Annotated in this window: 17 protein-coding genes; 12 read left to right on the top strand and 5 right to left on the bottom strand. The window is 65.5% G+C overall.

Going from position 1 to position 15,537, the window contains the following annotated elements; translation table 11 throughout:
• Nucleotides 1-52 precede the first annotated feature (52 nt).
• Nucleotides 53-1,168 (bottom strand): DUF6456 domain-containing protein, encoded by a 1,116-nt coding sequence (locus tag ABIE58_RS01420; RefSeq protein WP_502950050.1) that lies wholly within the window; start codon nt 1,166-1,168, stop codon nt 53-55.
• Between the two features lie 272 nt (nt 1,169-1,440).
• On the opposite strand from ABIE58_RS01420, the gene ABIE58_RS01415 reads away from it, so the two are divergent.
• Complete coding sequence (locus ABIE58_RS01415) at nt 1,441-1,797, top strand: DUF6477 family protein (protein ID WP_354542885.1); 357 nt, start codon at nt 1,441-1,443, stop codon at nt 1,795-1,797.
• On the opposite strand, the gene ABIE58_RS01410 is transcribed toward ABIE58_RS01415, so the two are convergent.
• The gene (locus ABIE58_RS01410; protein WP_354542884.1) at nt 1,752-3,299 is read right to left on the bottom strand and encodes a trimethylamine methyltransferase family protein; all 1,548 of its coding nucleotides are present in this window, start codon (nt 3,297-3,299) and stop codon (nt 1,752-1,754) included. The genes ABIE58_RS01415 and ABIE58_RS01410 overlap by 46 nt on opposite strands.
• Nucleotides 3,300-3,717: 418 nt before the next feature.
• Between ABIE58_RS01410 and guaA the strand changes: the two genes are divergently transcribed.
• The 7 genes from guaA to ABIE58_RS01375 all read left to right on the top strand — a co-directional run bounded on the left by guaA (nt 3,718) and on the right by ABIE58_RS01375 (nt 10,307).
• Nucleotides 3,718-5,286 carry a glutamine-hydrolyzing GMP synthase gene (gene guaA, locus ABIE58_RS01405; protein WP_354542883.1) on the top strand — a complete coding sequence of 523 codons (1,569 nt, stop codon included), beginning with the start codon at nt 3,718-3,720 and terminating at the stop codon, nt 5,284-5,286.
• Nucleotides 5,277-5,549, top strand: coding sequence for a putative quinol monooxygenase (locus ABIE58_RS01400; RefSeq protein WP_354542882.1), 273 nt, complete (start codon nt 5,277-5,279; stop codon nt 5,547-5,549). The genes guaA and ABIE58_RS01400 overlap by 10 nt, the downstream gene beginning before the upstream one ends.
• Nucleotides 5,546-6,442 (top strand): DMT family transporter, encoded by an 897-nt coding sequence (locus ABIE58_RS01395; RefSeq protein WP_354542881.1) that lies wholly within the window; start codon nt 5,546-5,548, stop codon nt 6,440-6,442. The genes ABIE58_RS01400 and ABIE58_RS01395 overlap by 4 nt, the downstream gene beginning before the upstream one ends.
• A 149-nt stretch (nt 6,443-6,591) precedes the next feature.
• The gene (locus ABIE58_RS01390) at nt 6,592-7,746 is read left to right on the top strand and encodes a hypothetical protein (RefSeq protein ID WP_354542880.1); all 1,155 of its coding nucleotides are present in this window, start codon (nt 6,592-6,594) and stop codon (nt 7,744-7,746) included.
• 134 nt (nt 7,747-7,880) lie between these two features.
• A complete protein-coding gene (locus tag ABIE58_RS01385) occupies nt 7,881-8,744 on the top strand; it encodes an ATPase (RefSeq protein WP_354542879.1) in 864 nt (287 codons plus the stop codon).
• A gap of 19 nt (nt 8,745-8,763) precedes the next feature.
• On the top strand, nt 8,764-9,708 hold the full coding sequence (gene metA / locus ABIE58_RS01380) for a homoserine O-acetyltransferase MetA (protein WP_354542878.1): 945 nt from the start codon (nt 8,764-8,766) through the stop codon (nt 9,706-9,708).
• 8 nt (nt 9,709-9,716) lie between these two features.
• The gene (locus ABIE58_RS01375) at nt 9,717-10,307 is read left to right on the top strand and encodes a TetR/AcrR family transcriptional regulator (protein ID WP_354542877.1); all 591 of its coding nucleotides are present in this window, start codon (nt 9,717-9,719) and stop codon (nt 10,305-10,307) included.
• Here ABIE58_RS01375 and ABIE58_RS01370 read toward each other — a convergent pair.
• Both ABIE58_RS01370 and ABIE58_RS01365 read right to left on the bottom strand, forming a co-directional pair.
• On the bottom strand, nt 10,262-11,053 hold the full coding sequence (locus ABIE58_RS01370; RefSeq protein WP_354542876.1) for a DUF2189 domain-containing protein: 792 nt from the start codon (nt 11,051-11,053) through the stop codon (nt 10,262-10,264). The two genes, ABIE58_RS01375 and ABIE58_RS01370, sit on opposite strands and share 46 nt — an antisense overlap.
• A gap of 80 nt (nt 11,054-11,133) precedes the next feature.
• Nucleotides 11,134-11,553, bottom strand: a complete 420-nt coding sequence (locus ABIE58_RS01365; RefSeq protein ID WP_354542875.1) for a PaaI family thioesterase — start codon at nt 11,551-11,553, stop codon at nt 11,134-11,136.
• A 58-nt stretch (nt 11,554-11,611) separates the two neighbouring features.
• Here ABIE58_RS01365 and ABIE58_RS01360 point away from each other — a divergent pair, with 58 nt between their 5' ends.
• Genes ABIE58_RS01360 through gluQRS form a run of 3 tightly spaced genes read left to right on the top strand, consistent with a single transcriptional unit; the run spans nt 11,612 to nt 14,598 of the window.
• Complete coding sequence (locus tag ABIE58_RS01360; RefSeq protein WP_354542873.1) at nt 11,612-12,397, top strand: enoyl-CoA hydratase; 786 nt, start codon at nt 11,612-11,614, stop codon at nt 12,395-12,397.
• Nucleotides 12,394-13,752, top strand: coding sequence for a methylenetetrahydrofolate--tRNA-(uracil(54)-C(5))-methyltransferase (FADH(2)-oxidizing) TrmFO (trmFO, locus tag ABIE58_RS01355; RefSeq protein WP_354542872.1), 1,359 nt, complete (start codon nt 12,394-12,396; stop codon nt 13,750-13,752). Before ABIE58_RS01360 ends, trmFO begins: the two co-directional genes overlap by 4 nt.
• A 12-nt stretch (nt 13,753-13,764) precedes the next feature.
• Nucleotides 13,765-14,598, top strand: a complete 834-nt coding sequence (gene gluQRS, locus ABIE58_RS01350; RefSeq protein WP_354542871.1) for a tRNA glutamyl-Q(34) synthetase GluQRS — start codon at nt 13,765-13,767, stop codon at nt 14,596-14,598.
• A gap of 23 nt (nt 14,599-14,621) precedes the next feature.
• Here gluQRS and hisI read toward each other — a convergent pair whose 3' ends face one another.
• Nucleotides 14,622-14,984: a phosphoribosyl-AMP cyclohydrolase gene (gene hisI / locus ABIE58_RS01345; RefSeq protein ID WP_354542870.1), complete on the bottom strand. Its 363-nt coding sequence runs from the start codon at nt 14,982-14,984 to the stop codon at nt 14,622-14,624.
• A 66-nt stretch (nt 14,985-15,050) separates the two neighbouring features.
• Between hisI and ABIE58_RS01340 the strand changes: the two genes are divergently transcribed.
• Nucleotides 15,051-15,506, top strand: a complete 456-nt coding sequence (locus tag ABIE58_RS01340) for an iron-sulfur cluster assembly scaffold protein (RefSeq protein ID WP_354542869.1) — start codon at nt 15,051-15,053, stop codon at nt 15,504-15,506.
• Nucleotides 15,507-15,537 lie beyond the last annotated feature (31 nt).

Below are 15,537 nucleotides of genomic sequence, written 5' to 3'. Positions count from 1 at the left end.
TATCGCGCTGACCGCCCGGCACAAGGCCCCCTGCCCCGGCTCTGGCTTGCGCTCAGCCGATCATCCCCGCCCGCGCGCCCAGCCGCTCGTAATGCCGCTTGAGCCGGTGCAGCGCGATGCGCAGCACGATCTTGCCCGAACGCGCCGACCAGCCCATTTTCTTCTCGGCCGTCTCCAGCCCCTGAAGATAGCAGCAACAGCGCAGCGCCACATCACCCAGACCGGGGCCCAATTCGCGCAGCGCGCCGATGAGCCGCGCGCGCGCCGCCTCGGCCCCAAATCCCTGCACCTCCGGCACGCCGCCGCCCTCGTCGATATCGCTCAGGAAATGCTCCCATGTCTGCGCCATGCGCGGGGCCATCTGTGCCAGCTCGAAATCCTCGCGCAGCCGCTCGCCCGCCGCGACAAGCGCCGCGTCGAGAAACCGCGCGCCGTCCCTGTCGCGCCGCCGCGCCAGCGCCGCAAGCGGCGTGTCGCCGGGGGCAAAGCGCGCCCGCTCGCTGCCCGAGGCCGGATCGCCGCCCGCCGCGTCGCCATCGAGCACCGCCACCTCGCGCAGTCCCGTGGCCACGTTTTCCTCCTCGGCCAACAGCGCCCCCAGCGCCGCACGCCCCTTGGCGGTGACGTGATAGCGCGAGATGCGCCCCGGCGCATCGCAGGCGATCCAGGCCTTGAGCGCCAGCGCCTCGGCCACCTCGCGCGCCACCACGGCGGTGCGCGTCGGCTGTCCGGTGCCGGTGTCGCGCACCACCACGGCCTTGTCCATCTCGGCGGCCACGGCGAGCCGCGCGCCACTCTCGCAAAGCCGTCGCAACACGCGCCGCGCCTCTTGCCGCAGGCGCGCATTGCTCAGCGTGGGGGGGATGTCGTGTGTCGGGGGGGATGATGTCAGGCTCATACCGGTCTCCGGGTTTGGGGAACCGGGTATCCTTGCATGACCGACGAGAACGCCCAGCCTGCGCAGCGCATCATCCACGAGCAGATCGTCGCGGCGCGTCTCGAAGGCCCGGATCTGGCGCAGCACGGTCGAGGCATGCCGCCCCGACCGCCGCGCCAGTGCCCGGATCGACGCACCCGACTCGATATGCGCAAGATAATAGACTGCGGCCTCGGGCACCCAGGTTGGCACCCTCGGCAAGGTGGGTTTGGTCAAAAGCTGCTCTTGCATCGCGGTTCCCCGATTTCCGTCTGCGGTCCTGCCCAGGCAGCCGGGCAAGTTGTCCACAGGTTTATCCACATGGTCCGCTCAACTTAGGCGTGCAATGATTACCGGTTCGTTAACTGTTTCCAGAAATTAAACCTTCGTTGACAAACTATGAACAATCCCTGCCCCCGCCGCGCGCTCCCCCCGTGCGCGGCGCAACACCCTGCCAGGCCATGCAAGGCTTGGCCCCGCATGGTCGCGAGTGATCGTGACGGACGTAAAAGGGAGTTGCCGCGATGCCTGACAAATTGCCAGAGATTCACCGGGCGCTGGCCCGTCTTCGCCGCCCGCCGCTTCTGGTGCGCGCCGCGCGGTTCGGGGTGCGGGCCTATCGGCGCGATGCGGCATTGCCGCGCCTGCTCGGCCCCGGCCCGGTGCCACCCGTGCCGCAAGCACTGGCATCGCTGTTGGAAATCGAGCGCACGCAGGACGCGGCGCGCCGGGGCGGCGCGCTCACCTACCGCGCCGCCGATCACGTCGCCCTGCTGATCGCGGTGATGGCCGAGGCGGAGCTTCTGGCCGCTCAGTCACGCACCGCGCCGACCGCTCAGCCGAACGCGTCGGGCATCCCCTCCTTGCGCGTGGCCACATAAGCCGCCAGCGCCTCGTTCACCGCAGGGTCGAGCATGGGCTGCTGGTAATCGGCCAGAAGCTTCTTGACCCGCGCATTGGCAAGCGTCGCGGTGTCGCGTGCGCCCTCCTCGGACCATGTCTCGTAGGGTTTGTAATCAAAGAGATCCGAGCGCCAGAACGCGGTCTTGAAATTCGCCTGGGTATGCGCGCAGCCAAGGTAATGACCGCCCGGCCCGACTTCGCGCAGCGCGTCCATCGCCTGTGCGCTCTCGTCGCAAGCCACCCCGCGCGCGAGGTGGTGCAGCGTGCCGAGCTGATCGGCGTCCATCACGAATTTCTCGAAAGAGGCGACCAGCCCGCCCTCCAGCCAGCCGCAGGAATGCAACATGAAGTTGACACCCGCGAGCAGCCCTACATTGAGGCTGTTGGCGGTCTCGTAGGCGGCCTGCGCGTCGGGCAGCTTGGAGCCGTTGAACGAGCCTGCCGAACGGTAGGGCAGCCCCAGCCGCCGCACCAATTGCCCCGCGCCATAGGTGATATGCGCGGCCTCGGGCGTGCCGAACGTGGGCGCGCCGCTGTTCATGTCGATCGAGGTCACGAACGCGCCTGCAATCACCGGCGCGCCCGCGCGCACAAGCTGGCTATAGCCAATGCCTGCCAGCAACTCGGCCAGCACCTGCGTCAGCGTGCCCGCCACCGAGACCGGCGCCATCGCCCCGCCGACGATGAAGGGCGAGATGATGCAGGCCTGGTTGTTGGCGGCATAGATCTCAAGCGATCCCATCATCGTGTCGTCAAAGGTCATCGGCGAGTTGACGTTGATGAGGCTGGTCATCACCGTGTTGGCCTGCACGAAATCCTGCCCGAAGAGGATCGACGCCATATCCACGCTGTCCTGCGCGCGCGACGGCTCTGTCACCGATCCCATGAACGGCTTGTCCGAGAGCGTCATATGCGCCAGCAACATGTCGAGATGGCGCTTGTTGACGGGAATATCGGTCGGTTCGCAGACCGTGCCGCCGGAATGGTGCAGCCATTTCGACATATAGCCCAGCCGCACGAAATTGCGGAAATCCTCGATGGTGGCGTAACGCCGCCCGCCTTCCATATCGTGCACGAAGGGCGGGCCATAGACCGGGGCCAGCACCAGGTTGCGCCCGCCGATCTCGACATTGCGCGCGGGGTTGCGGGCGTGCTGGGTAAAGCTTGACGGCGCGGTGGAACAAAGCTGCCGCGCAAGGCCGCGCGGGATGCGCACCCGCTCGCCCTGCACATCCGCCCCCGCCTGCCGCCAACGCTCCAGCGCGGCGGGGTTCTGCACGAAATTGACGCCGATCTCCTCGAGGATGATCTCGGCATTCGTCTCGATGATCTCGAGCGCCTCTTCGGTCAGCACCTCGAAATTGGGGATGTTGCGCTCGATATAGCGCGCGGTCTCGACGCTCACGGCGGTGCGCTCGGCCCGGCGCGCGGCCCCGCCGCCGCCCCGTGCCCGCCTGCCCTGCGTTGCTGCTTCTGCCATGAAAGCCCCCTTTTCCTTCGAGACCGGTCGGAATCGTGTGATCCCCGCGAACATGCGGGGGTTTCAGCCGTTCTAACGCGTCAGGTTCCTGCCGCGGTGGCGGATAGCGTCGCGTTGGGGGGAAAAGCGACATGGCGCGCCGCAGCGGTGCGCATCGCGATGCACCAGAACGAGATCACCACCGGGCCGGGCTATCGGTAGCAGGTATTGCAAGAGGATGATCGGGCCTGCCATGCTGTGCAATGCGGTGCGGCAGGCGGTGTGAAGGGCCTGGAGCGGACGTTGAGGGAGCCGCGCAGCGCCCGCGCCAACCCCTGACCGCCCCCCCTTCCATAACAGCGGGCACCTTGTCCCAGGTGGCGAACAACAGCCACACATCCTCTTGCGCAGAAGGGGCGCGCGCTCTAACAGGCTGGCCATGACAAAGCCCATGCATGACCGCCTTCTTATCATCGACTTCGGCAGCCAGGTGACGCAGCTTATCGCGCGGCGCCTGCGCGAATTGAACGTCTATAGCGAAATCCACCCCTATCAGGCGGTGACCGAGGCGCTCTTGCACGAGATGCGCCCGCGTGCGGTGATCTTCTCGGGCGGCCCCGACAGCGTTATGCGCGAGGGCAGCCCCCGCCCGCCCCGTGCGGTCTATGATCTCGGCGTGCCGATCCTCGGCATCTGCTATGGCCAGCAGGTGATGATGCACGACCTTGGCGGGCGCGTGGAGGCGGGCGAGACCGCCACCGCCGAGTTCGGTCGCGCCTTTGTCACCCCCACGGGGCTGCACAGCGAGCTGCTGGAGGGCTGGTTCGCCGAGGGCGCGCGCGAGCAGGTCTGGATGAGCCACGGCGATCACGTGTCCGAGATCGCCCCCGGTTTCGAGACGCTGGCCACCTCGCCCGGCGCGCCCTTTGCCATCACCGCCGACCGCGACCGCCGGTTCTATGCCGTGCAGTTCCACCCCGAGGTGCACCACACCCCGAACGGCGCGCGGCTCTATCAGAATTTCGTGCGCCTCGCGGGCTTTACCGGCGACTGGACGATGGGCGCCTATCGCGAGGAGGCAATCGCCAAGATCCGCGAACAGGTGGGAGACCGCCGCGTGATCTGTGGCCTTTCGGGCGGCGTCGACAGCTCGGTCGCCGCCGTTCTGATCCACGAGGCGATCGGCGATCAACTGACCTGCGTCTTCGTCGATCACGGCCTCTTGCGGCAGAACGAGGCCGAAGAGGTCGTGGCCATGTTCCGCGACAATTACAACATCCCGCTCATTCATGCCGATGAGGCAGAGCTTTTCCTGGGCGAGCTTGACGGCGTAAGCGACCCGGAGACCAAGCGCAAGATCATCGGGCGGCTCTTCATCGACGTGTTCCAGAAACACGCGAACGCCATCGAGGGCGCGGAATTCCTTGCCCAGGGCACGCTTTACCCGGACGTGATCGAAAGCGTCAGCTTCTCGGGCGGCCCAAGCGTGACGATCAAATCGCACCACAATGTGGGCGGCTTGCCCGAAAAGATGGGCCTGAAACTTGTCGAGCCGCTGCGCGCGCTTTTCAAGGACGAGGTGCGCGCGCTTGGCCGCGAGCTTGGCCTGCCTGATCATTTCATCGGCCGCCACCCGTTTCCCGGCCCCGGCCTCGCGATCCGCTGCCCCGGCGAGATCACCCGCGAGAAGCTCGACATCCTGCGCCGCGCCGATGCGGTGTTCATCGACCAGATCCGCCGTCACGGCCTTTATGACGACATCTGGCAGGCTTTCGCCGCCATCCTGCCGGTGCGCACCGTGGGCGTGATGGGCGACGGGCGCACCTATGATTTCGCCTGCGCGCTGCGCGCGGTCACAAGCGTGGACGGCATGACCGCCGATTACTACCCCTTCACCCATGATTTCCTCGGCGAGACCGCAACGCGCATCATCAACGAGGTCAAGGGCATCAACCGCGTCACCTATGACGTGACCTCGAAGCCACCGGGGACCATCGAATGGGAGTGATCCGCCTGACCGGCACGATGACCTGTCCAAGCGATGAGGCCGCGACAATTCGCATCGCCGTGCAAGAGCATATCCGCCTGACGCGGGCAGAGTCGGGCTGCATTGCCTTTGACGTGACCGAGACCGCGCCGGGGGTGTTCACGGTCTCCGAGCGCTTTGCCGACCGCGCCGCCTTTGACGCCCATCAGGCCCGCACGCGGGCCAGCGACTGGTGGCGCATCAGCCAGCATCTGCCGCGCGATTTCACCCTGACCGAAGAATGAGCCTCGCCCCCGCGCCGCCCCGCACCGATCCCGCAGCCGTGCTGCGCGCGGCGCTGTGGATGCTGGGGGCGGTGCTGTCGTTTTCCTCGATGGCGGTGGCTGGGCGCGCGGTCAGCATTGAGCTCGATACTTTCGAGATCATGATGTATCGCAGCGTTGTGGGTTTTGTCCTTGTGCTTGTCGTGGCGCGTGCCACCGGCCATATCCGCTCCATCACCACCCGCTCGCCTAGCCTGCACCTTATTCGCAACCTCAGCCATTTCACAGGCCAGAACCTGTGGTTCTACGCCATCACCGCGATCCCGCTGGCGCAGGTCTTTGCGCTGGAATTCACCTCGCCCCTGTGGGTGCTGGTGCTCTCGCCGCTGGTGCTGGGCGAGCGGATGACGCGGGTGCGCGCGCTGGCCGCGCTGATCGGATTTGTCGGCATCGTGATCGTCGCGCGCCCTTCGCCCGACACGATCAACGCAGGCACGCTTGCCGCCGCCGCCGCCGCTATCGGGTTTGCCGGCTCGATCCTGGCAACCAAGCGGCTCACCCGGACCGAGAGCCTCACCTGTATCCTCTTCTGGATGACGCTCACGCAGATCATCTTTGGCCTGGTCTGTGCCGGGATCGACGGCGATATCGCCCTGCCCTCGCCCGCCGCTCTGCCATGGCTTATCGTCATCGGCTGTGCCGGGCTTCTGGCGCATGTCTGCCTGACCACGGCGCTTTCCATCGCGCCCGCCACCGTGGTCACGCCGGTGGATTTCCTGCGCCTGCCGCTCATCGCGGTGATCGGCCTCATGGTCTATGGCGAGGGCATTGATGCGCTGGTGCTTGTGGGCGCGGGCGTGATCTTTGGCGCGAATTACCTCAACCTCTGGGTCGAGACGCGCAAACGCCGCTGATCGGCCATACGCGTCGACCATGCGCGCACCCGGCCTGTGGCCATTACGCCACCGGGCGCGCGATGTGCCTTCGTGACGTCGCGTCAAAGATTGACGGGTTTCGCGATGACGGTAATGTGACATCAAATCTTCTGGAGGAGAGGGACATCATGAAATATCTCGCACTGGTTGCGACCGGTCTGGTCGTATCCGCAGGGGGGGCCGGGGCCGGTGGTATCGACCGTTCAGGGCAATCCATTCAGGCGCTGTTTGAGAAGGGCAACTACGCGGAGCTGAGCTTTGGTGTGGTCAACCCCTCGGTATCGGGCACCGTCGCGGTCGCGCCCGGCGTCTCACGCCAATCCGGCGAAGTGGCAGACAGCTATTGGCAGGTGGGCGCGGCCTACAAGTATCAGTTCAACGATCGCCTGAGCGCCGCCATCATCTATGACCAGCCGTTTGGCGCCGATATCACCTATTCGGGCACGTCTGTTCCGTTCGCCGGAACCGCGGCGGCAACCGCCGGCGGCAATATCGCGGCGGGCCAATGGCCGATCGCGGGCACGAATGCGACGCTCGATGCGGATGCCATCACCGGATTGCTGAACTATCGCTTCGCCAACGGGTTTGGCGTTCATGGCGGGCTGCGCTTGCAGAAAATTTCCGCTGATTCCGATGTGCCGATCGTTGCCGCCTATTCGGTAGAAGGCGAAACCGATGAGGGTGTCGGTCATGTCGTGGGTATTTCCTATGAAAAGCCCGAAATCGCCCTGCGGGTATCGCTCACCTACAACTCGTCCATCGAGACCAACCACAAGACCACTGAAACCACGGTCGCTTTCGGAACGACAACCAGCACGACCGAGATCAACACGCCCGAGTCGATCAACCTGGAATTCCAGTCCGGCGTTGCCCAGAACACGCTGGTCTTCGGCAGCGTGCGCTGGGTCGATTGGTCCGGCTTCACGATCACGCCCCGTGACTATCAGATCCTGACCGGCGGGCCATTCCTGTCCTACACCGACGATGCCTATACCTATACCATCGGCGTCGGGCGGCGGTTCACGCCGAAATTCTCGGGCTCGGTCTCGTTCACCTACGAGGAAAACGACGACAATACGCCGGTGTCCAACCTCGGCCCCACGGATGGCAAGTTCGGCGTGACCGTGGGCGCGCGTTACGAGAACGAGAGCGGGATGATCCTTTCCGGCGGGGTGAACTATACGTGGATCGGGGATGCCCCGACCGAAATCGGTGCGCTTCGGACCGAGTTCAAGGATAACGATGCCATCGGCGTCGGCTTCAAGATCGCCTATCGCTACTGACCCGGCGCAAGCCGCAGGATCACGGCCATGCCCCCGCCCCCTCACCGGGGCGGGTTTTTTCGTGGGCCTCGCGTATTTTGCCATTTGACGCCCCCGCGCGCGCTTTGTAGCACCGTGATCAAAGGGGACCGGCGATGATCTACCACAACGCGCAGGACTGGCGTGAGGCGACGCATAAACGGGTGCTGTTCTACGGCATGTCAGGCCTGGGCAAGACCCATGTTTCGCAGATGCTGCGCGACGCGGGTGATTGGTTTCACTACTCGATAGATTACCGCATCGGCACCCGCTACATGGGAGAGTTGATCGTCGATAACGCCAAGGCGCACGCCATGCAGGTGCCGTTCCTGCGCGATCTGCTCTTGTCGGATTCGATCTATATCGGCTCCAACATCACCTTTCACAACCTTGCCCCGGTCTCCACCTATCTGGGTAAACCCGGCAATCCGGCCAAGGGCGGCATGCCCATCGACGAGTATCGCCGCCGCCAGGAACAGTTCCGCCAGGCCGAGATCAACGCGCTGCATGACACCGGCTATTTCATCGAGCGCGCCGAGCGGCTCTATGGCTATCCGCATTTCATCTGCGATACCGGCGGCTCGATCTGCGAATGGGTGGATGGCGACGATCCCGCCGACCCGATCCTGTCAGAGCTGTCACGCCACTGCCTGCTGGTCTATATTGAGGGGTCGGAGGCGCACACCGCCGAGCTCATCCGCCGCTTTGACCGCGCGCCCAAGCCGATGGCCTATCAGCCCGAGTTCCTCGCCCGCGTATGGGAGGAATATCTTCGCGAAAACAAATGTCTGCCGGGTGAAGTTGATCCAGATGCCTTTATCCGCTGGACCTATGCGCGCGCGCTCGCCCACCGACAGCCGCGCTACGCGGCGATGGCGAAATGGGGCGTGCGCGTCACCGCCGACGAGGTGTCGCAGGCCACCGACGCGCAACGCTTCGACGCCCTCATCGCCGCGGCCATCACCCGCCGCCAGACCTGACGCCCAAGGACTACGCCCCATGCCCATCAAGATCCCCGCCACCCTGCCCGCCCATGCCGTGCTCAAGCGCGAGGGCGTCATGGTGATGGACCCGGACCAGGCCGCGCGGCAGGATATCCGCCCGCTGCGCATCGGGCTCTTGAACCTGATGCCCAAGAAAATCCAGACCGAGACGCAATTCGCCCGCCTCATCGGGGCCACGCCCTTGCAGATCGAGTTCGACCTCATCCGCATGTCCGAGCACCAGGCCAAGAACACCGCCGCCGAGCATATGGAGAGCTTTTACCGCCCCTTTGACGAGGTAGCAGAGTCGGGCGACAAATATGACGGGCTCATCATCACCGGCGCGCCGATCGAGCATCTGGCGTTCGACGCCGTGACCTATTGGGACGAGCTGGCCCGCGTCTTCGCGTGGACACAAACCCATGTCCATTCCACCTTCGGCGTGTGCTGGGGCGGCATGGCGATGGTGAATCATTTCCACGGCGTCAAGAAACACATGCTGCAAGCCAAGGCCTTCGGCTGTTTCCGCCACCGTAACATGGCCCCCGCTTCGCCCTATCTGCGCGGGTTTTCCGATGAATGCGTGATCCCCGTCAGCCGCTGGACCGAGATGAAGCGCGCCGAGATCGAGGCCGTTCCGGGGCTGCGCATCCTTCTGGACAGCGACGAGGTCGGCCCCTGCCTGGTCGAGGATACCGCGCATCGCGCGCTCTATATCTTCAACCATTTCGAATATGACAGCGACACGCTCAAACAGGAATACGACCGTGACATCGACGCCGGCACGCCCATAAACGTGCCCTGCAACTACTATCCCGGCGACGATCCGGCGCGCGCCCCGCAAAACCGCTGGCGCAGCCATGCGCATCTGCTCTACGGCAACTGGCTGTCCGAGATTTACCAGACAACCCCCTATGACAGCACGAAAATCGGCGTCGAGACGACCGATCTTAGAACCTGAGACCGGCCATGGCCAAGCGCGGATACCACCACGGAAACCTGCGCGAGGCCCTGACCGGGGCGGCGCTCGCGCTCATCGTGCAGAAAGGGCCGCAGGGTTTTACCCTCTCGGAGGCCGCCCGACAGGCGGGCGTGACCCCCGCCGCCATCTATCGCCATTTCGCAGGCCGTGACGACCTTATCGCCGAGGTGGCGCGGCAGGGCTATGGCCTCTTTGCCGCAATGCTGGCCGATCTGGACGAGACCGCCCCCGGCCTGCGCGTTCGGGCCATGGCGCGCGCCTATCTCGCCTTTGCCGAGGACCATCCCGGCCATTACATCGCCATGTTCGAGAGCGGCATCGACATCGCCCGCCGCCCGGCGCTGGCGCGCGCGGCGGGCGAGGCGCGCGACCTGCTGCACGCGGGCTGCGCCGGTCTCGGGCCCGACACGGGCGAGATCGCCGCGCATATCTGGTCGCTCAGCCACGGCGTGGTCGAGCTATATCTGCGCAACTCCGCCGGGCTGAACCACCCGCCCGAGGCCCGCGCCCTGCTCGCGCGCGCGCTCGATACCTACCTCTCGGGGCTCGCCGCCCCCGCCTCGCATAACAGCCGGTAAAGGTGCCATGTCGCGTGCCCCAGAAGCGGCAGCACGACGAACAGCCCCAGGAACGCCGGCAGTAGCGCGAGAAATGTCAGAACGGCGATCAACGCCGCCCAGGCCAGCATCGGCACCGGGTTTTCCGTCACCACGGTGAAGCTTGTGAGCATGGCGGTCACGAAATCCACCTCGCGATCCAGGAGCAGCGGCAGCGCGATCACCGTGATCGCATAGATCAGCAGCGCGAAACAGGCCCCCACGCCGCTGCCCACCGCCAACATGCTCACGCCCTGCGAGGTGAAGTAGATATCGAAGGACGACGATACATTCGTCATCGTCGAAAGGCCAAGAAACAGCGCGAAAATCATATGCGCGAGAAAAAACCAGAACAGGAACACCATGATGATGATGGCGCAGATCGAGGGCAGTTGCCGCCGCCGCTGATGCGCGATCACGCCCATGATCTCGCCCGCCACCAGCGCGCGCCCCTCGCTCAGCCGGTGGCTCACCTCGTAAAACCCCACCGCCGCGAACGGCCCCACCAGCGGAAAGCCGACGGCGGCGAAAACCAGCCAATAGCTCTTGCCGGTGGCCCATGTAATCCCCGCCATCGCCAGCCCGATCGCCACATAGACCCCGGCAAAGAGCACCGCATAGCCCGGCGCGCGGGCCATATCGGCCCAGCCCCGCCGCAGCGCCTCGCCCAGCATGGCCATGCGCACCTCGCCCAGTTCCGGCACGCCCTCGGGCCGCGTCTGCGTCATTTTTTCCCTCCCGTTTTCCACGCAGCTTAGCCACGCCCGCAGCGCGCGCAAATATTTAACGCAGACTCAGCTTATCAGGCTCATTTCGGCGGGATCGAATAGGTCAGGCTGGCGCGCGCCACCGGCTCCGGCGCGCCGTCGGAATAGATCAGCACATCGCCAATCGCCAGCACCCGGCCCAGCTTGAGCAAGCGGCACTCGGCGATCAGGTCGGTATTGGCGGCGGGCTTGCGCATGAAGTCGATGGCGCAATTCGTCGTCACCGCCAGCGCCTCCGGCCCGATCATCGCCAGCAGCGCAAGATAGATCGCCACATCCGCCAGCGCAAAGATCGACGGCCCCGACACCGTGCCGCCGGGCCGCAAATGCCGCTCGCCCACCACGAGCCGCACCCGGATGCGCCGGTCGCCCACCTCCTCGATGGCGAAATCCCCGGCCACCTGCGGGAATTCCCGGCCCAGAAATTCGCTCAACTCCTGCGCGCCCATGATAACGGTCATGCTTTCCTCCCTGCCCCGTTTCGTGCGAGAATGCCCCCAAGATCGAAAGGGAGACAAGATGGCAATTCTCGAGCGTGACGACAGCGGCGCAATCGCGCGGCTCACCCTCAATTCACCCGGCAACCTCAACGCGCTGTCGGATGCGATGCTTGCCGCGCTCTCGGCAGAGTTCGCACGGCTGGAGCAGGATCGCAGCATTCGCGTGGTGACACTCGCGGGCGCGGGCAAGGCCTTCTGCGCGGGCCACGACCTCAAGGAAATGCAGGCCGCCCGCCAGTCGCCGGACAATGGCCGCGCCTATTTCGCCGATCTTTTCGCCCGCTGCACCGCCGTGATGACAGCGATCCGCAACCTGCCGCAGCCGGTCATCGCCGCCCCCCACGGCATCGCCACCGCCGCGGGCTGTCAGCTTGTCGCAAGCTGCGACATGGCGGTGGCGGCGCATGGCACGCGGTTCGGCGTCAACGGCGTCAATATCGGGCTCTTTTGCTCCACGCCCATGGTGGCGCTCTCGCGCAACGTGACCCGAAAGCAGGCCTTCGAGATGCTGACCACCGGCGCGTTCATCGACCCGGAGCGCGCGCAGGCGCTTGGTCTCATCAACCGTGCGGTTGCGCCCGAGAGCCTCGCGGATGAGACCATGCACCTCGCCGAAACCGTGGCCGCCAAATTGGGCAGCGCCGTGCGCATCGGCAAGCGGGCCTTCTATGAGCAGTTGGAGCTGGGGCTTGACGCGGCCTATGCCCATACCGGTGCCGTGATGGTCGAGAACATGCTCGAGCCTGACACCGACGAGGGGATCAACGCCTTCTTGCAAAAGCGCGAACCGGATTGGCAGCAATGAGCGGCCCGCTTCATATCGTCGGCGGCGGCATGGCCGGGGCAGAGGCCGCATGGCAGGCCGCGCGCATGGGCGTGGATGTGGTGATCCACGAAATGCGCCCCAATATCAAGACCTTTGCGCATCGCACCGGAGATCTGGCGGAAATGGTCTGCTCCAATTCCTTCCGCTCGGATGATGACGAGCAGAACGCCGTTGGCCTCTTGCACTGGGAAATGCGCGCCGCCGGGGGCCTCATCATGGAGATGGCCGACCGCCACCGCCTGCCTGCGGGCGGCGCGCTCGCGGTGGACCGCGAGGCCTTTGCCCGGTCGGTGACGGCATACCTCATGCAACACCCGAAGATCACCGTGCAACACGCTGAAATAAAAGAACTTCCAAAGGATGGTTGCTGGATCATCGCCACCGGCCCGCTGACGTCGCAGGGCCTCGGCGCGGCCATCGCCCGCGAGACCGGGCGCGATGCGCTGGCGTTTTTCGACGCCATCGCCCCCATCGTGCATTACGACAGTATCGACATGTCCCGCGCATGGATGCAGTCGCGCTATGACAAGGGCGAAACCGAGGAGGAACGCACCGCCTATATCAACTGCCCCATGGACCGCGCCCAATACGAGGCCTTCATCGACGCGCTGCTGGCGGCGGAAAAGACCGAGTTTCACGAGGGGGAAACGGCCAGCTATTTCGACGGCTGCCTGCCCATCGAGGTGATGGCCGAACGCGGCCGCGAGACGCTCCGCCACGGCCCGATGAAGCCGGTGGGCCTGACCAATCCGCATCAGCCCGAGATCAAGCCCCACGCCGTCGTGCAGTTGCGCCGCGACAACGCGCTCGGCACGCTCTTCAATATCGTCGGCTTTCAGACCAAGATGAAGTATGGCGCGCAAACCTCTGTTTTCAAGATGATTCCGGGATTGGAAAATGCCCGCTTCGCGCGGCTTGGCGGCATCCACCGCAACACGTTTCTGAATTCGCCCACGCTGCTCGACGACCGCCTGCGCCTGCACGCGCGGCCCCATATCCGCTTTGCCGGGCAGATCACCGGGGTCGAGGGCTATGTCGAATCCGCCGCAATGGGGCTTGTCGCGGGCCGCCTCGCCGCCGCCGAGATCCTCGGGCAGAACCTGCCTCCGGTCCCCCAAGACAGCGCGATGGGCGCGCTCGTGCACCACATCACCGGCGGTGCCGAGGCCAGGAGCTTTCAGCCGATGAACGTGAATTTCGGCCTCTTCCGTCCCGTTGACGGGCTCAAGGGCGGGCGGCGCGGGCGCGTGCATCGCTACAAGGCCTATACCGACCGCGCCAAGGCCGCGTGGGCCTCGTGGCTCGCGGCGCAGGACATGAGCCTTGCCTCGTAACCCATTGACAAGATGTTCATAACCCGTTTCGCGCCGTCACCCACCGGGCCGCTGCACCTGGGCCATGCCTTCTCGGCGATGTCGGCCCATGACAGGGCGTGCCGCGAAGGGGGCACGTTCCTTCTGCGCATCGACGATCTCGATCAGAGCCGCTGCCGCCCTCACTGGGAGGCGCAGATTTTCGACGATCTGGGCTGGCTCGGCCTCGACTGGCCCCGCCCGGTGATGCGCCAATCGACGCGCCTGCTGCGCTATCGCGACGCGCTCAAAATGTTTTGGAATCAGGGTCTTCTATATCAATGCTCATGTAGCCGCGCCGATATCCGCGCCGCCGCCTCCGCACCGCAAGAGGGCGCGCCTCTGCACGGCCCCGACGGGGTGATCTATCCCGGCACCTGCCGCCCTGCCACGCCGCCAACCGGCGCGATGCCCGAGGAGGCGGTGCTGCGCCTCGACATGTCACGCGCCTGCGAAACGCTCTCGACACCTCTGATATACAAAGAGAAATCCGAAACGATAATGCCGCGAAACCTGCCCCAAACCGTCGGCGACGTGGTGCTTGCCCGCCGCGACATGGGCGCGGCCTATCATCTCGCGGTGGTGCTCGACGATGCCGATCAGCGCGTCACCCATGTCATCCGCGGCGAGGATCTCGCCGACGCCACGCAGATCCACGTTCTGCTACAACGCCTGCTTGGCCTACCCACGCCCGCCTATCACCACCACCGGCTGATCCGCGACGAGGGCGGCCGCCGCCTTGCCAAGCGCGACGACGCCCGCGCCATCGCGACCTACCGCGCCGAGGGTGCCAGCCCACGCGATGTCCGCGCCATGGTCGGACTATAGCGGCTTCATCTTTCCATAAATACTCAGCCTTCCATCGGCCCCATGATCTCGGTCTCCTCGCCACCGCGCAGCGCGGTATAGAAACACGACCGCCGGTTGGTGTGACAGGCGGGCCCGGTCTGGCGCACCTGCACCAGCAGGCAATCGCGGTCGCAATCCAGCCGCATCTCGACCATCTCCTGCACATGGCCCGAGGTCTCGCCCTTGATCCAGAAGGCTTGCCGCGACCGGCTCCAATAGGTCACACGCCCCGTTTGAAGCGTGCGCGCCACGGCCTCGGCATTCATCCATGCCAGCATCAAGACCTCGCCGGTTTCGTGGTCCTGCGCGATCGCGGGGATCAGGCCATTGGCATCATAGCTGAGCGTCGCGGGATCGAACGGCATGGCAAAATCCTTTTGCATCTGTAGCTCAGCCGCCTATTTATGGGGCAGCGGCACAAAGGGAAAGCCATGAGCGGCGAGACCGACCTTATCAAGCTTTATTCCGGGCGTATCCTGGCGCTTGCGGCGGATATTCCGCGCCACGGGCGGCTCGCGAACCCGCAGGCCAGCGTGCGCCGCCGCGCGCCGCTCTGCGGCTCGACGGTGACGGTCGATCTGTGCTGCGACGGCGACCGGGTGAGCGACTACGCCGCTGAGGTCAAGGCCTGCGCCCTCGGTCAGGCGGCGGCAAGCGTGGTGGGGGCCAATATCATCGGCTGCACCCGCGCCGAGATCACCGCCGCGCGCGATGCGCTTCGCGCCATGCTCAAGGAGGGGGGGCCTACCCCGCCCGCGCCCTTTGACGGGCTGGAGGTGCTGCGGCCTGCGCGCGATTACAAGAACCGCCACGCCTCGATCCTGCTCACGCTCGAGGCGGCCTGCGAGGCGATGGACGAGATCGCCGCGCGCAGCCCCTGCACCTGAAATGTGACAGCGCGCTCGCGCGAACGCGTCA

Source organism: Roseovarius sp. MBR-78 (genome assembly GCF_040547535.1).
Taxonomy (GTDB): domain Bacteria; phylum Pseudomonadota; class Alphaproteobacteria; order Rhodobacterales; family Rhodobacteraceae; genus Roseovarius.
The sequence above is the reverse complement of the archived record's forward strand: the minus strand, read 5'-3'. Positions and strand labels throughout refer to the sequence as shown.

Excerpts from the sequence above, each read along its gene's own strand:
- ABIE58_RS01420 (WP_502950050.1), bottom strand. The coding sequence starts at position 1,168 with ATGCAAGAGCAGCTTTTGACCAAACCCACCTTGCCGAGGGTGCCAACC.
- ABIE58_RS01415 (WP_354542885.1), top strand. The coding sequence starts at position 1,441 with ATGCCTGACAAATTGCCAGAGATTCACCGGGCGCTGGCCCGTCTTCGC.
- ABIE58_RS01410 (WP_354542884.1), bottom strand. The coding sequence starts at position 3,299 with ATGGCAGAAGCAGCAACGCAGGGCAGGCGGGCACGGGGCGGCGGCGGG.
- guaA (WP_354542883.1), top strand. The coding sequence starts at position 3,718 with ATGACAAAGCCCATGCATGACCGCCTTCTTATCATCGACTTCGGCAGC.
- ABIE58_RS01400 (WP_354542882.1), top strand. The coding sequence starts at position 5,277 with ATGGGAGTGATCCGCCTGACCGGCACGATGACCTGTCCAAGCGATGAG.
- ABIE58_RS01395 (WP_354542881.1), top strand. The coding sequence starts at position 5,546 with ATGAGCCTCGCCCCCGCGCCGCCCCGCACCGATCCCGCAGCCGTGCTG.
- ABIE58_RS01390 (WP_354542880.1), top strand. The coding sequence starts at position 6,592 with ATGAAATATCTCGCACTGGTTGCGACCGGTCTGGTCGTATCCGCAGGG.
- ABIE58_RS01385 (WP_354542879.1), top strand. The coding sequence starts at position 7,881 with ATGATCTACCACAACGCGCAGGACTGGCGTGAGGCGACGCATAAACGG.
- metA (WP_354542878.1), top strand. The coding sequence starts at position 8,764 with ATGCCCATCAAGATCCCCGCCACCCTGCCCGCCCATGCCGTGCTCAAG.
- ABIE58_RS01375 (WP_354542877.1), top strand. The coding sequence starts at position 9,717 with ATGGCCAAGCGCGGATACCACCACGGAAACCTGCGCGAGGCCCTGACC.
- ABIE58_RS01370 (WP_354542876.1), bottom strand. The coding sequence starts at position 11,053 with ATGACGCAGACGCGGCCCGAGGGCGTGCCGGAACTGGGCGAGGTGCGC.
- ABIE58_RS01365 (WP_354542875.1), bottom strand. The coding sequence starts at position 11,553 with ATGACCGTTATCATGGGCGCGCAGGAGTTGAGCGAATTTCTGGGCCGG.
- ABIE58_RS01360 (WP_354542873.1), top strand. The coding sequence starts at position 11,612 with ATGGCAATTCTCGAGCGTGACGACAGCGGCGCAATCGCGCGGCTCACC.
- trmFO (WP_354542872.1), top strand. The coding sequence starts at position 12,394 with ATGAGCGGCCCGCTTCATATCGTCGGCGGCGGCATGGCCGGGGCAGAG.
- gluQRS (WP_354542871.1), top strand. The coding sequence starts at position 13,765 with ATGTTCATAACCCGTTTCGCGCCGTCACCCACCGGGCCGCTGCACCTG.
- hisI (WP_354542870.1), bottom strand. The coding sequence starts at position 14,984 with ATGCCGTTCGATCCCGCGACGCTCAGCTATGATGCCAATGGCCTGATC.
- ABIE58_RS01340 (WP_354542869.1), top strand. The coding sequence starts at position 15,051 with ATGAGCGGCGAGACCGACCTTATCAAGCTTTATTCCGGGCGTATCCTG.